The 14501-nt window shown below is 73.6% G+C and carries 14 protein-coding genes; 10 read left to right on the top strand and 4 right to left on the bottom strand.

Features of this window, described 5'->3' with window-relative positions:
* Positions 1–43 precede the first annotated feature (43 nt).
* The 5 genes from AC3ANR_RS06605 to AC3ANR_RS06585 all read left to right on the top strand — a co-directional run bounded on the left by AC3ANR_RS06605 (position 44) and on the right by AC3ANR_RS06585 (position 5748).
* Positions 44–1576, top strand: coding sequence for a thymidine phosphorylase family protein (locus tag AC3ANR_RS06605; RefSeq protein WP_488291083.1), 1533 nt, complete (start codon positions 44–46; stop codon positions 1574–1576).
* Positions 1573–2469, top strand: coding sequence for a ribose-phosphate diphosphokinase (locus AC3ANR_RS06600; protein ID WP_488291082.1), 897 nt, complete (start codon positions 1573–1575; stop codon positions 2467–2469). The genes AC3ANR_RS06605 and AC3ANR_RS06600 overlap by 4 nt, the downstream gene beginning before the upstream one ends.
* A 65-nt stretch (positions 2470–2534) precedes the next feature.
* Positions 2535–2798: a heavy-metal-associated domain-containing protein gene (locus tag AC3ANR_RS06595; RefSeq protein ID WP_488291081.1), complete on the top strand. Its 264-nt coding sequence runs from the start codon at positions 2535–2537 to the stop codon at positions 2796–2798.
* A gap of 100 nt (positions 2799–2898) precedes the next feature.
* Positions 2899–3468: a hypothetical protein gene (locus tag AC3ANR_RS06590; RefSeq protein ID WP_488291080.1), complete on the top strand. Its 570-nt coding sequence runs from the start codon at positions 2899–2901 to the stop codon at positions 3466–3468.
* A gap of 75 nt (positions 3469–3543) precedes the next feature.
* Entirely contained in the window at positions 3544–5748 is a 2205-nt protein-coding gene (locus AC3ANR_RS06585) for a copper-transporting P-type ATPase (protein ID WP_488291759.1), read from the top strand.
* A gap of 4 nt (positions 5749–5752) precedes the next feature.
* Here the strand turns inward: AC3ANR_RS06585 and AC3ANR_RS06580 are convergent, their stop codons facing one another.
* On the bottom strand, positions 5753–5944 hold the full coding sequence (locus tag AC3ANR_RS06580) for a heavy-metal-associated domain-containing protein (protein ID WP_488291079.1): 192 nt from the start codon (positions 5942–5944) through the stop codon (positions 5753–5755).
* A gap of 148 nt (positions 5945–6092) precedes the next feature.
* Between AC3ANR_RS06580 and AC3ANR_RS06575 the strand changes: the two genes are divergently transcribed.
* Complete coding sequence (locus AC3ANR_RS06575; RefSeq protein ID WP_488291078.1) at positions 6093–8294, top strand: heavy metal translocating P-type ATPase; 2202 nt, start codon at positions 6093–6095, stop codon at positions 8292–8294.
* Positions 8291–8716 carry a Cu(I)-responsive transcriptional regulator gene (cueR, locus tag AC3ANR_RS06570; protein ID WP_488291077.1) on the top strand — a complete coding sequence of 142 codons (426 nt, stop codon included), beginning with the start codon at positions 8291–8293 and terminating at the stop codon, positions 8714–8716. Before AC3ANR_RS06575 ends, cueR begins: the two co-directional genes overlap by 4 nt.
* A 3-nt stretch (positions 8717–8719) precedes the next feature.
* On the opposite strand, the gene AC3ANR_RS06565 is transcribed toward cueR, so the two are convergent.
* The 3 genes from AC3ANR_RS06565 to msrA form a co-directional block, all read right to left on the bottom strand.
* A complete protein-coding gene (locus AC3ANR_RS06565) occupies positions 8720–10732 on the bottom strand; it encodes a TonB-dependent receptor (RefSeq protein ID WP_488291076.1) in 2013 nt (670 codons plus the stop codon).
* 64 nt (positions 10733–10796) lie between these two features.
* Positions 10797–11153: a hypothetical protein gene (locus tag AC3ANR_RS06560; protein ID WP_488291075.1), complete on the bottom strand. Its 357-nt coding sequence runs from the start codon at positions 11151–11153 to the stop codon at positions 10797–10799.
* A gap of 10 nt (positions 11154–11163) precedes the next feature.
* Positions 11164–11700, bottom strand: a complete 537-nt coding sequence (gene msrA / locus AC3ANR_RS06555; RefSeq protein ID WP_488291074.1) for a peptide-methionine (S)-S-oxide reductase MsrA — start codon at positions 11698–11700, stop codon at positions 11164–11166.
* 73 nt (positions 11701–11773) lie between these two features.
* Between msrA and AC3ANR_RS06550 the strand changes: the two genes are divergently transcribed.
* From AC3ANR_RS06550 to AC3ANR_RS06540, 3 genes are all read left to right on the top strand, one after another.
* The gene (locus tag AC3ANR_RS06550; protein ID WP_488291073.1) at positions 11774–12535 is read left to right on the top strand and encodes a YdcF family protein; all 762 of its coding nucleotides are present in this window, start codon (positions 11774–11776) and stop codon (positions 12533–12535) included.
* Between the two features lie 107 nt (positions 12536–12642).
* Positions 12643–13341: a TetR/AcrR family transcriptional regulator gene (locus AC3ANR_RS06545; protein ID WP_488291072.1), complete on the top strand. Its 699-nt coding sequence runs from the start codon at positions 12643–12645 to the stop codon at positions 13339–13341.
* Positions 13338–14498 (top strand): efflux RND transporter periplasmic adaptor subunit, encoded by a 1161-nt coding sequence (locus AC3ANR_RS06540; RefSeq protein WP_488291071.1) that lies wholly within the window; start codon positions 13338–13340, stop codon positions 14496–14498. The genes AC3ANR_RS06545 and AC3ANR_RS06540 overlap by 4 nt, the downstream gene beginning before the upstream one ends.
* Positions 14499–14501: the final 3 nt, after the last annotated feature.

Below are 14501 nucleotides of genomic sequence, written 5' to 3'. Positions count from 1 at the left end.
GCAGATCAACCGGACCGGTCCGAACTGGGCCACACTGCGGCCCATGACGGCTGGCAGCGACACCCACTCGGACGCCGGCGCGACCATGGTCGCGCGGCGCGCCCGCATCGACACCTACCAGGCGCCGATCGTCTACATGCGGGCGGACTCCGAGATCTGCCGCGCCGAGGGATTCGCGGCCCAGGCCCGGGTCGAGCTGACGCACCGCGGCCGGCAGGTCGTGGCCACCGTGCACCACGTGATGGCCGAGTGGCTGGCGCCCGGCGAGGCCGGCCTGTCCGAGGCCGCCTGGAACGCGCTCGCCGTGTCGGGCGGCGAGGCGCTGCAGGTGCGGCACCCGGCCGTGCTCGGCTCGGTGCACTACCTGCGGCGCAAGATCTATGGCGAGCGGCTCGACTACGACCAGCTGCTGGCCATCATGCGCGACGTCGCGGGCAACCGGCTGTCGGACCTGCACCTGGCCGCCTTCATCACCGCCTGCGCCGGCGACCGCATGAACCGCGACGAGACGATCGCGCTCACGCGCGCGATGATCGACGTGGGCGAGCGGCTGCACTGGCCCTTCTCGCCGATCGTCGACAAGCACTGCGTCGGCGGCCTGCCCGGCAACCGGACCACGCTGCTGGTCGTCCCCATCGTCACCGCCTGCGGGCTGACGATGCCCAAGACGTCCTCGCGCGCGATCACCTCGCCGGCCGGCACCGCGGACGCGATGGAGACGCTCGCGCCGGTGCAGCTGGACGTCAGGCAGATGCAGCGCGTGGTCGAGCGCCACCATGGCTGCATCGTCTGGGGCGGCGCGGCGCACCTCAGCCCCGCGGACGACGTGCTGATCCGCATCGAGCGCCCGCTCGACCTCGACGCCACGGCGCAGCTGGTCGCTTCGGTGCTGTCCAAGAAGGCGGCCGCCGGCTCCCAGCAGGTGCTGCTCGACATCCCGGTCGGGCCGACGGCCAAGATCCGCAGCGCGGAGGCGGCCAACCTGCTGGCGACGCTGCTGGTGGACGTGGGCGCCGCCATCGGCCTGCAGCTGCGCGTGCTGCAGACCGACGGCAGCCAGCCCGTGGGCCGCGGCATCGGGCCGGCCCTCGAAGCGCACGACGTGCTGTCGGTGCTGGAGCGCCGGGCCGATGCGCCCGCCGACCTGCGCGAGCGGGCCCTCACCCTGGCCGCGCAGCTGCTCGAGATGGGCGGCGCCGCGCCGGTGGGCGAAGGCATGGCGCTGGCGCGCAGCACGCTGGAGAGCGGGCGCGCGCTGGCGCAGTTCGTCGCCATCTGCGAGGCCCAGGGCGGCCTGCGCGCCCCGCCCGTCGCGCCCTTTCGCGAACCGGTGCTCGCGCGCGCGGCCGGCCCGGTGCTCGCGATCGACAACCGCCGCATCGCCATGGTCGCCAAGCTGGCCGGCGCGCCGCACTCGCCCGCCGCCGGCGTGCACATGGAGGTGCAGCTGGGCCGGCACGTCGAGCGCGGCCAGCCGCTCTTCACCGTGCACGCCGAGACCCGGGGCGAGCTGGACTACGCGCGCCACTACGTCTCGCACCAGAAGGACCTGCTGGTCGTCGGGAGGCCGGCATGAGCGCCGTCCTGCTGCCGCTGCCGGGCGCCGAGGGCCTGGCCGCCGGCCTGGGCCGGCACCTGGCCCTGCCGGTCGGCGCCGTCGAACACCGCCGCTTTCCCGACGGCGAGTCGTACTTCCGCCTGGCCAGCGACGTGCAGGACCTGCAGGTGGTGCTGGTCGCGGCGCTGCGCGACCCGGACCCCCAGGCGCTGGGGCTCTGGTACATGGCCGACACCGCGCGCGAGATGGGCGCGAAGTGCGTGGGCCTCGTCACGCCCTACCTGCCTTACATGCGGCAGGACGCGCGGTTCCAGCCCGGCGAGGCGGTGACTTCGCGCAGCTTCGGCCGGTTCGTCTCGCAGGCGTTCGACTGGCTCGTCACCGTCGATCCCCACCTGCACCGCCATCCGTCGCTGGACGTCGTCTACACGATCCCGTCGTCGGTGGTCGCCAGCGCCGCGGCGATCGCGCGCTGGCTGGCGGCCAACGTGCCGCGGCCGGTGGTCATCGGCCCCGACAGCGAGAGCGAGCAGTGGGCCGGCGAGGTCGCGCGGCGTGCCGGCTGCCCCGCGCAGGTGCTCGCCAAGACGCGGCTGGGCGACCGCCATGTGGAGATCAGCCTGCCCGACCCCGGCGCCGCCGCGGGCCGCACGCCCGTGCTCATCGACGACATCATCTCCAGCGGCCACACCATGGCCGAGGCCGTGCGCCACGTGCGCTCGGCGTTCGGCCGCGCGCCGCTGTGCATCGGCGTCCATGCGCTGTTCTCGGACGAGGCGCGCCGGCACCTCATGGAGGCGGGCGCCGAGCGCATCGTGACCTGCAATACCGTGCCCGATCCCAGCAATGCCATCGATGTGCTGCCCGACGTGGCCGCGGCCGTCCGACCGTTTCTGGAGCGCGCTCCCTAGCCGCCGCGCTTGACCCTCCCACCATGGGAAGCTTCACAGTGGGAGCGTCACCACCAGGAGCTTCCATGACCACGTTCCACATCCCCGGCATGCACTGCGGCAGCTGCGCCGCCCGCATCACGGCCGCCGTGCGCGGCGTCGATCCCACGGCCGCCGTCGAAGTCGACGTCGCCCAGCGCACGGCCCGCGTGCGCAGCAGCGCGACGGACGACGCGCTGCTGGCCGCGCTCGGCGGCGCGAGCTACCAGGCCGAGCCGCTGTCCGACCCGGCCCCCGCCAGCGCCGCCGGTGGCTGCTGTTGCGGCGGCGCGGCCCGCCGCTGCGCCTGAGCCAGCGCGGTCGCGCCGGGCAGCACCGTCGCTTGACGACCGTCAAGCGGCGGACGCCGGCCCGGTCCATGCTGGAGCATCCCAGTCAAGGAGCATTGCCATGAACTATTCGTCCCTCGTCGTGCTGCTGGCCCTCGGCGGCTGCGCGACCGCCGCCCAGGTGGGCGAGGAGGATCACGCGGCGCACCATCCGGCCGGCGGGCCGCCCGTGGCGGCGTCCCCCGCGCCGGGCGGGCCCGCAGCGGGCGACCGCTTCGCCGAGCAGATGCGCAGGATGCAGGACATGCACCATCGCATGCAGGCGGCCAGGACGCCGGCCGAGCGCCAGGCACTGCTCGAAGAGCACATGAAGCTGATGCAGTCCGGCATGGACATGATGGGCCAGATGGGTCCGATGGGCGCCGGCCAGGGCATGGGCGGCATGGGCGGCATGGGCGGCATGGGTGCGATGGGCGCCGCGCCCGGCGGACCCGGTCCGCAAGCCGGCCCCGGCGGCCCGGGCGGGCCCGCGCCCCAGGCGCGCGGCGGCGCTGCACCGGCACCGGGCATGGGCCCGCAAGGCATGGGCGGCATGATGGACATGCACGGCAGGATGGAGCGCCGCATGGCCATGATGGAACAGATGATGCAGATGATGGTCGACCGCGAGGCGGCCGTGCCGCGCAAGTAAGGCACCGCCCCACCATCCATGGCCGGGGACGAGACGGGGCCCAGTCAGCACGAGGAGAACACCTTGCAACGCGCCATGCCGACCGAGCAGCATGCGGGCCACCCGCACCACCTCCACGGCCACGCCGCCGCGCGGGTGCCCGTCCCTCCGGCCCGGCCGGGCCAGGAGATCGAATACACCTGCCCGATGCATCCGCAGATCCGGCAGATGGGGCCGGGCCACTGCCCGATCTGCGGCATGGCGCTCGAACCGGTCATCGCCACGGGCGAAGCGGGCGAGAGCCCCGAACTGCGCGACATGACCCGCCGCTTCTGGATCGGCCTGGCCCTCGCGCTGCCCGTGGTCGTCCTCGAGATGGGCGGGCACCTGGTCGACCTGCACCACCTGGTCGGCTCGCAGACGTCCAACTGGATCCAGCTGGTGCTGGCCACGCCGGTCGTGCTGTGGGCGGGCTGGCCGTTCTTCGTCCGCGGCTGGGCTTCGGTGGTGAACCGCAGCCTGAACATGTTCACGCTGATCGCGCTGGGCACGGGCGCGGCCTGGCTGTACAGCATGGTCGGCACGCTGGCGCCGGGCCTGTTCCCGGCCGAGCTGCGCGACCCGCAGGGCGCGGTCGCGATCTACTTCGAGGCGGCCGCGGTGATCACCGTGCTGGTGCTGCTCGGCCAGGTGCTGGAACTGCGGGCACGGGAGAAGACGTCCGGCGCGATCAAGGCATTGCTCGACCTCGCGCCCAAGACCGCCGTGCGCGTGAACGACGACGGCAGCGACGAGACCCTGCAGATCGACGCCATCGTGGTCGGCGAACGCCTGCGGGTGCGTCCCGGCGAGAAGGTGCCCGTGGACGGCGAACTCACCGAGGGCAAGGGCACCGTCGACGAATCGATGGTCACCGGCGAGCCGATGCCGGTGGCCAAGGCACCGGGGTCCAAGGTGACCGCGGGCACGATCAACCAGACCGGCGGCTTCGTGATGCGGGCCGAGAAGGTCGGCGCCGACACGTTGCTGTCGCAGATCGTGCACATGGTGGCCGCCGCGCAGCGCAGCCGCGCGCCGATCCAGCGCATGGCCGACCAGGTGGCGGGCTGGTTCGTGCCGGTCGTCGTGCTGGTCGCCATCGCGACCTTCGTCGCATGGCTCACGTGGGGGCCGAGTCCCGCCTTCTCCTACGCGCTGGTCGCCGCCGTGGCCGTGCTCATCATCGCCTGCCCGTGCGCGCTGGGCCTGGCCACGCCGATGTCCATCATGGTCGGCGTGGGGCGCGGCGCCCAGCACGGCGTGCTGATCCGGGACGCCGAGGCGCTGGAGCGGATGGAGAAAATCGACACGCTGGTGGTGGACAAGACGGGCACGCTCACCGAAGGGCGGCCGCGGGTGGTGCACGTCGAGCCGGCCGGCGGATTCGCCGCCGACGACCTGCTGCGCCAGCTCGCCAGCGTCGAGCGCGCCAGCGAGCACCCGCTGGCGATGGCGGTGCTCGCGGCGGCGCAGGAACGCCAGCTGGCGCTGTCGGACGTCACCGACTTCGATTCGCCGGTCGGCAAGGGGGTGGTCGGCCGGATCGGCGGGGCCCAGGTGGTCAGCGGCGCCGCCAGGTTCCTGGCCGAGCACGGCATCGACGTCGCGCCGCTCGATGCGGCCGCGGAGCAGCAGCGCGCCCGGTCGGCGACGGTCATCTACGTCGCGGTGGCCGGCCGGCTCGCCGGCTTCGTGGCCATCGCCGACCCGATCAAGGCCACCACGCCCGCCGCGCTGCAGGCGCTGCGCGAGGCCGGCGTGCGGATCGTGATGCTCACCGGCGACGGCAGGACGACAGCGCAGGCCGTGGGCCGGCAGCTCGGGATCGACGAGGTCGTGGCCGAGGTGTTCCCCGAGGACAAGGCCGCCATCGTCCAGCGACTGCGCGGCGAAGGCCGCGTGGTGGCGATGGCCGGCGACGGCGTCAACGATGCGCCGGCGCTCGCTGCCGCCGAAGTGGGCATCGCCATGGGCACCGGCACCGACGTGGCGATGGAGAGTTCCGGCATCACGCTGCTCCAGGGCGACCTGATGGGCATCGTGCGCGCGCGCCGGCTGTCGCACGCCACGATGCGCAACATCCGGCAGAACCTGTTCCTGAGCTTCGTCTACAACGTCGCCGGCGTGCCGCTGGCCGCCGGCGTGCTGTATCCGTTCTTCGGGCTGCTGCTGTCGCCGGTGGTCGCCGCCGCCGCGATGGCGCTCTCCTCGGTGAGCGTGATCGCCAACGCGCTGCGGCTGCGGACCGTCCGGGTCGAGTGACGCCTCAGGCCGGCGTGTAGCCCGCCTCGGTCAGGGCGGCGACGAACCGCTCGCGCGGCTGCGCCGACTCCACGCGCGCTTCCTTGCGGGCGAGATCGACCTCCACGCGCGCCTGGGAGTCCACCTCGTGGGCGGCCTCCGTCACGGCGTTGACGCAGTGGCCGCAGCTCATCGCGGGCAGCTTGAATTCATGCATCCGGGTTCTCCTTGGGTTCGATGGAAGCGTCATCCTGGAGGTTGCCACAGGGGCAAGGTCAACCGGGCGAGGCGCCGGCCCCACGCCGGCACCGGCTTTCCGGCCAGGCGCTTGACCTTTCCATGATGGTAAGGTTCACACTACTGCCATGACCACTGCAACGCTCCCCTCCGGCCCGGCCGTCCGGCTCCAGATCGACGGCATGACCTGCGCCTCGTGCGTCGGCCGCGTCGAGCGCGCGCTGAAGAAAGTGCCCGGCGTCGCCAGCGCCGAAGTGAATCTCGCGACCGAGACCGCCGAGGTCTGCCTGCTCGATGGCGGCACCGACATCGGCTCGCTGTCCGCCGCGGTGCAGAAGGCCGGCTACCAGGCGCACGTGGTGCGCGAGGACGCGCCGGCCGGCGCGGGCGACACCGCCCTGCACACGGCCTGGCCGGTCCTCGCGGCCGCCCTGCTGTCGCTGCCGCTGCTGCTGCAGATGGGTGCGATGGCCGCGGGCAGTGACTGGGCCCTGCCCGGCTGGCTGCAGTGGGCTCTGGCGACGCCGGTGCAGTTCTGGCTGGGCGCGCGCTTCTACCGCGCCGGCTGGGCGGCCCTGCGCGCCGGCAGCGGCAACATGGACCTGCTGGTGGCGCTGGGCACCTCGGCCGGCTACGGCCTGAGCGTGTACATGCTGCTGGCGCACGGCAGCCACGGCATGCCGCACCTGTACTTCGAGGCGTCGGCCGTGGTGATCACGCTGGTGCTGCTCGGCAAATGGCTCGAGGGCCGCGCCAAGCGCCAGACCACCGAGGCGATCCGCGCGCTGAACGCGCTGCGGCCGGACACCGCGCGCGTGCAGCGCGAGGGCCGCGAGGTCGAGCTGCCGCTGGCCCAGGTCGTTCCCGGCGACCGGCTGGTGGTGCGTCCCGGCGAGCGCGTGCCGGCCGACGGCAGCGTGCTGGAAGGCAGCAGCCACCTGGACGAATCGATGATCACCGGCGAGAGCCTGCCGGTGGCCAAGCATCCGGGCGACGCCGTCACGGGCGGCTCCATGAATGCCGAAGGCCTGCTGGTGGTGCAGGCCACCGCGCTCGGCGCCGAGAGCACGCTGGCGCGCATCGTGCGGCTGGTCGAATCGGCGCAGGCCAAGAAGGCGCCGATCCAGCGGCTGGTCGACCAGGTCAGCGCCGTGTTCGTGCCGGTCGTGATCGGCATCGCGCTCGCCACGCTGGTGGGCTGGGGTCTGGCCACCGGCGACTGGGAGCACGCCATCCTGAACGCGGTGGCGGTGCTGGTCATCGCCTGCCCCTGCGCGCTCGGGCTCGCCACGCCGGCGGCCATCATGGCCGGCACCGGCGTGGCCGCGCGGCACGGCATCCTGATCAAGGACGCCGAGGCCCTGGAAGTGGCGCACAAGGTGCAGGTGGTGGCGTTCGACAAGACCGGCACGCTCACCGAAGGCAAGCCGCGCCTCGTGCAGGCGATGGCGGCCCCGGGGGCCGGCGCGCCGCTGCTGCCGCTGGCCGCGGCGCTGCAGGCCGGCAGCGAGCATCCGCTGGCGCGCGCCGTCCTGGTGGCGGCGCGCGAGCAGGGAGTGGCCGGGCCGGCCGCCCAGGGCGTGCAGGCCGTGGCCGGGCGCGGCATCTCCGGCCGCGTCGCCGGCAGCGAGCTGCGCCTGGGCAGCTCGGCCTGGATGAAGGAACTGGGCGTCGACACCGGCGTGCTCGGCGACGCCGCGGCGCAGGCCCAGGCGGCGGGCCAGACCGTGTCGTGGCTGGCCGACGTGGGGGCAACGCCGCGCCTGCTGGGCCTGCTGGCCTTCGGCGACACGGTCAAGGCCAGCGCGGCGGCCGGCGTGCGGGCCCTGCGCTCGCAGGGTGTGCGCACCGTGCTGGTCTCGGGCGACAACGCGGGCGCGGCCGGCGCGGTGGGCCGCCAGCTCGGCATCGACGAGGTGCGCGCCGAGGTGCTGCCGCAGGACAAGGCGCGCATCGTCGGCGAACTGCGGGCCGGCGGGCGGACCGTGGCGATGGTCGGCGACGGCATCAACGATGCGCCGGCGCTGGCGGCGGCGGACGTGGGCATCGCGATGTCCACCGGGACCGACGTGGCCATGCATGCCGCGGGCGTGACGCTGATGCGCGGCGACCCGGCGCTCGTGGCCGACGCCATCGACATCTCGCGCCGCACGTACGCCAAGATCCGGCAGAACCTGTTCTGGGCCTTCGTCTACAACGTGGTGGGCATCCCGCTCGCCGCGCTCGGCTGGCTCAACCCGGTGATCGCCGGCGCGGCGATGGCCTTCAGCAGCGTCAGCGTGGTGACCAACGCGCTGCTGCTGCGCCGCTGGAAGGGGACTGCGCGATGACTGCGACCCTGGAGCTGTTCAACATCGGCGAGGCGGCGCGCCGCTCGGGCGTGTCGGCCAAGATGGTGCGCCACTACGAATCCCTCGGCCTGCTGCCGGCCGTGCACCGGACGGAGTCGGGCTACCGGCAGTACGGCGAGAGCGAGGTGCACACGCTGCGCTTCATCCGCCGCGCGCGGGACCTGGGCTTCTCGATGGCCGAGATCGCCGAGCTGCTGCGCCTGTGGCAGAACAAGCGCCGCAGCAGCGCCGACGTGCGCCGCATCGCCAGCCGCCACGTCGAGGACCTCACTCGCAAGATGGCGGAGATGGAGGCGATGCGCCGCACGCTGCAGCACCTGGTGCACTGCTGCCACGGCGACGAGCGGCCCGACTGCCCCATCCTCGACGAGCTCGGCGCCCAGGCGGCAGCCCGCCACTGACGCTCAGAACGCCGCCTGCACGCCCAGCTTCAGGCTGCGGCCCGGCAGCGGCACGCGTCCGGGCGCGGTCTGGGTGAGGATCGACGTCGCGCTGGCGGCGAGCTTGTCAGTGGCGTTGTCCAGGCGCGCGAACCACAGCAGGGTCGAAGGGCCGGCCTGCATGCGGTAGGTGAGCGCGGCGTTCCACAGCGTGTAGCCGGCGGTGGGGCGCTCGGCCGCCGGCACGCGCCGCTGGGCGGCGAAGCTGTCGAAGCCGACCCGCGCGCCCCAGGCCTCGCGGTTCCACACCAGCGTCGCGCCCACGCGCGCGGGCGCGATGCGCGGCAACGGCTCGCCGGCGTCCAGGTTGGTGGCGCGCACCAGGTCGGCGCGCCACTCCAGGTCCAGCGTCGCCGGCGAGGCGGCCAGCCGCTGGCTGCCGCTGGCTTCCACGCCGTGCAGGCGCGCGCGCACCGGCCGGTAGGCGAACTCGGGCAGGGGCTGGCCGTCGGCGTCGCGCGTGGCGCCGGTGGCGAGCAGCGCGACGTAGTTGGCGAACGAGGTGCTGTAGGCGCGCGCTTCCATCCGCTGCGGCCCGCGCTGCCAGCGCACGCCGGCGTCCAGGCTGGTCGAGCGTTCGGTGCCGAGCGCGGCGTTGCCCAGCTCGTAGGCGGCGGTGGCCAGGTGCGGGCCGTCGGCGAACAGCTCGTAGTCCTTGGGCGCCCGTTCGGTGCGCGCCACGCTGGCGCTCAGTTGCCACTCGGGCGCCAACTTCCACTGGGCGCCGGCCGAGGCACTCAGCGGCGAGAAGCTGCGGCTGCCCGGTGCGAAGCGTGCCAGCGTCGGGTGCCCGAGCGACTCCACCTTCACCTGTTCGCCGCGCAGCCCGAAGCTGAGCTTGCCCCAGTCGCGCGCGAGCTCCTCGTACGCGAAGACGGCCGCCGATCCCGTGCGGCTGTACGGCGCGAACGCCTCCTGTCCGTCCGCGGAAAAGCGCGTGCGCTCCAGCTGCAGGCCCACCACGCCCCGCAACGGCCCGATGGGGACGTGCCGGGCCTGCACGCGCAGGTCGTCGCCACGGTTGCGGAACACCGTGCCCGCCACGCCGGCATCGAACTCGGTGTGCCGGTAGTCCGTGTGGCTGGCCTGGGCCTTGACCGACTGCAGCGGCCCGCGCAGGCCGCGCACCTCGCCCTCCAGCGCCGAGCGCGTCGAGCGCATGCGGATGGTCGCCTCGTCCTCGGACACCGCGCCGTAGTCGCTGCGGTAGTCTGCGAGGGAGGCGCCCAGGTAGCCGCCGTCGAAGAACAGCGAGCCGCCGGCGGCGCCGCTGTGCGTCCGGGCGGCGGAATTGCAGATGCGCCGCTGCACGCGCGCGGCGCCGCCCTGCGTGCAGGCCAGCTCGGCCGGCACCGCGACGTCGTCGCTGCGACGGCTGGACGCGTCGGCGTGCAGGCCGAAGCGGTCGCTGCCGCCTTCGACCATCACGGCGCCGCTCGCCTCGCGGCTGCCGCTGGCGTAGCCCAGGTTGGCGCGCCCGGCCGCGGCCTGCAGCGGCTCGCGCGGGATGCGGTTGTCGATCAGGTTCACCACGCCGCCGACCGCGTTGCCGCCGTACAGCAGCGCGCCGGGGCCGCGCAGCACCTCGATGCGCTCGATCGTGATCGGATCCGAGGCGACGGCATGGTCGTAGCTCAGGTTCGAGACGTCCAGCGACGCGCCGCTGTTGCTCAGGATGCGGATGCGGTCGCCGTCCAGGCCGCGGATCACGGGGCGGCTGGCGTTCGGCCCGAAGTAGGTGCTCGAGACGCCGGGCGTGCCGCTGAGCGTTTCGCCCAGCGTCGACTGCGAGCGCAGCAGCAGCCCGGTGCCGGAATAGCGCACGACCGGGGTGGTGACGTCGTCGTCGCCCAGCGGGTTGCCGGTGACGGTGACCTCTTTCAGGGTCGCGGCGCGGGGCGGCTGCTGCGCCCCGGCGGCAGCGGCGGCAATGGCCAGGATCGCGGCGGCGGCGCCGCGCGCGGGAAGGGAAGGCATGGAAGGAACACCTCGTCAATGACACGACACGGGCGCGGCCATCGGCACGCGCCCACCGATGCGGTCAGGCGAGGAAGGGAGGCCCGCGGGCGGGGCAGCCCGCCACGGGCAGCGCGCGAGCGCCGCTGCGTGGCTGGGCGGCAGGCGGCGGGGCCGCCGGTGCGTGCGGGGCGGCCGGCGCGATCGCCGGCAGCAGGTCGCCGTGGGTCAGCTGGTCGTACAGCCGACAGGAGCCGGCGTCGTCATGCGCCTTGAACAGTCCGGCCACGACGGGCTGGGCCGCGCCGGTGCCGGGTGCGCTGCTGACGGCGGCAGGTCCGGCGCCAACCACGCGCGCGTGCGCCACGCCGTGCATCGCGCCGAACGTCTGCGCGAGCAGCAGCGCGGCGACGAGCGACCAGGACCAGAGGCGGCGCAGCACGGCTTGCGACTCAGTCCTTCGACAGCTCGGCGAAGGTCTTGCGGAACTTGGCGACCTTGGGCGCGGCCACCGCCATGCAATAACCCTGGTGCGGATTCTTGGCGAAGAAGTCCTGGTGGTACTCCTCGGCCGGCCAGTAGCTGGCCAGCGGCAGCACCTCGGTGACGATGGGCCGGCCGAACAGCTTGTCCTGGCTCATCTCGCGGATGAGGTCCTGCGCCACCTGCTTCTGCTCCTCGGTGGTGTAGTAGATGCCGCTGCGGTACTGGGTGCCCGTGTCGTTGCCCTGGCGGTTCAGCGTGGTCGGGTCGTGCACGACGAAGAAGATCTCCAGGATCTGGCGTGTGCTGATCCGGGAGGGGTCGTAGGTGAGCCGGACCACCTCGTTGTGGCCGGTGGTGCCGGTGCACACCTGCTCGTAGCTGGGGTTGTCCACCGAGCCGTTGGCGTAGCCGGACTCGACGTCGGTGACGCCGCGCACCCGCACGTAGACCGCCTCGGTGCACCAGAAGCAGCCGCCGCCGAGCACGATGGTCTGTTCGTCCATGGCCTTGTCTCCCGCAAAGGTGGCAACTGTAGCGGGCGCGGGGCCGCCCCGCCTGCCGGGCTAGCATCGCCCCATGAACTTTGGAGAGTGGAAACCGGTGCTCGCCGCCCTCGCCCTGCCGCCGGCCGCGCCGTCGCTGCTGGTGCTCGCGGGCCTGGCGCTGGCGACCGGCCGCCGGCGCAAGGCCGGCATCGTGGTGGCGCTCGTGGGCACCGTCGTGCTCTGGGCGCTGAGCTGCCAAGGGATGGCGATGCTGCTGTCGGACGCGCTGCTGCCCGGCACGCGCCCCATCGCGCGGGCCGAGCTCGAACGCGTGCAGGCGATCGTGGTGCTGGGCGCCGGCGTCATGCGCAACGCGCCCGAGTACGCCGAGCCGCAGCCCAACGGACACCTGCTGGCCCGGCTGCGCTACGGCGCCCGGCTGGCGCGCCAGGCCGGCAAGCCGCTGGCATTCTCGGGCGGCATCGGCTGGGCGGCGGCCAACGGCGGCATCGCGCCGGAAGGCGAGGTCGCGCGGCGCGTGCTGGCGCAGGACTACCGGATCGAGCCCCGCTGGGTCGAGGGCGAATCGCGCGACACGCAGGAGAACGCGCAACGCACCCGCGCGCTGCTGGCCCCGGCGCGCGTGGAGCGCATCGCGCTGGTCACGCACGCCTGGCACATGCCGCGCGCGGTGCGCGAGTTCGAGCGCGCGGGCTTCCAGGTCACCCCGGCCCCCACCGGCTTCATCGCGCCCCAGGTGCGGCCGCTGCTGCAGTGGATTCCCTCGGCCGAGGGCCTGAGCGATTCGCGCGTCGTGCTGCGCGAGGCGCTTGCACTGCTGATGCAGCGGTAGCGCCGCCGCGCCGCCTCGCCGCGGCGTCCGCCCTCGGCGCTTGACCGCGCGCGGGCCCCACCGTACATTACTAACCAGTCAGTCATTAAGACCCTTCCCCCCACACCATGTCGTTGTCCAAGCTCATCGGCGGCAAGCCCGGCGCGCCCGCCGAGGAGGCGCAGGCCGCGCGCCGCGAGCGGCGCAAGGAAGCCCGGCCGGGCGAACTGCTGGACGCCGCGCTCGACCTGTTCGTCGAGAAGGGCTTCGCCGCCACGCGCGCCGAGGAAGTGGCCGCCCGCGCGGGCGTGTCCAAGGGCACCCTGTTCATCTACTTTCCCAGCAAGGAGGAGCTGTTCAAGGCCGTGGTGCGGGAGAACATCTCGGGCCGCTTCGCCGAGTGGCAGGAGGAGTTCGAGAACTTCCAGGGCTCGTCCGCCGACATGGTGCGCTACTGCATGCAGGTCTGGTGGCAGCGTATCGGCGCCACGCGCGCCTCGGGCATCACCAAGCTGATGATCAGCGAGGCGCGCAACTTCCCCGAGCTGGCCGCCTTCTACCAGCAGGAGGTGATCCGCCCCGGCACCGAGCTGATCCGCCGCATCCTGCAGCGCGGCGTCGACAGCGGCGAGTTCCGTCCGCTGGACGTCGACTACGCCGTCTTCTCGATCGTCTCGCCGATCGTGTTCCTGATCATGATGAAACACTCCCTGGGCGCGTGCGCCCCGCAGGACTATGCGCTCGACCCCGAACGCTACGTGCAGGTGCAGGTGGAGAACCTGCTGTCCGGCCTGTGCGTGCGGCCCACCGGGGAGGCGCGGCGATGACGCGAGGGCGCAAGTGGCTCGTCGCGGCCCTGGTGGTGCTCCTGCTCGCCGCCTTCGCCGGGTTCCGGTTGGTGGGCGCGCGCAAGGCGCGCCAGGCGGCCGCCCCGGTGGCCACGGCCGAGGCGGTGATGGAACTGGCCGCTACCGACGTGCTGCGCGCCCGGGACCTGGCGCTGACCAGCGGCGTGCCGGTGTCCGGCTCGCTGCGCGCGGTCAACAGCGCGGTGGTGAAAGCCCGCGTCGCCGGTGAACTGCAGGGGCTCACGGTGCGTGAAGGCGATGCGGTGAGCGCCGGTCAGGTCGTCGCGCGCATCGACCCCGTCGAGTCGCAGGGACGCCTGCGCCAGTCCATGCAGCAGGCCGACGCGGCCCGGGCCCAGATCGACATCGCCCAGCGCCAGTACGACAACAACAAGGCCCTGGTGGACCAGGGCTTCATCTCCAGGACCGCCCTGGACACCTCGCTGAACAACCTCAACGCCGCCAAGGCGACCCACCAGGCCGCCCTTGCCGCCGCGGACGTGGCCAGGAAGACCGTGGACGACACCGTGCTGCGCGCGCCGATCGCCGGCGTGGTGTCGCAGCGCCTCGCCCAGCCGGGCGAGCGCGTTGGCATCGACGCCAAGGTGCTGGAGATCGTCGACCTCGGCCGCCTCGAACTCGAAGCCACGCTCAGCGCCGCCGACTCGGTGCAGGTGCGCGCCGGCCAGGAGGCGCTGCTGCAGGTCGAGGGCCTGGCCCGGCCGGTGCCGGCCCGCGTGGTGCGCATCAACCCCAGCGCGCAGGCGGGCAGCCGCAGCGTGCTCGCCTACCTGGCGCTGACCGACGCCACCGGGCTGCGCCAGGGCCTGTTCGCCCAGGGCCGGCTCGCGACCGGACGCGCCAGCGGCATCGCGGTGCCGCTCACCGCCATCCGCACCGACAAGCCAGCGCCGTACGTGCAGCTGGTCGAGGCGGGCAAGGTGGTGCACCGGGGCGTGACGCCGGGCGCGCGCGGCGACGCCGACGGCGAGAGCTGGGTCGCGGTCGACGGCCTGCCGGCCGGCGCGACCGTGATCCGCGGCCATGTCGGGATGCTGCGCGAGGGCACCCCGGTGCGCTTCACCGGCGGCGCCGCCCCGCAGGCCGCCCCCGCTTCGGCCGCCAGGCCCGCCTGACGC

The organism is Ramlibacter sp. JJN2-2R, from assembly GCF_057747835.1.
The sequence above is the reverse complement of the archived record's forward strand: the minus strand, read 5'-3'. Positions and strand labels throughout refer to the sequence as shown.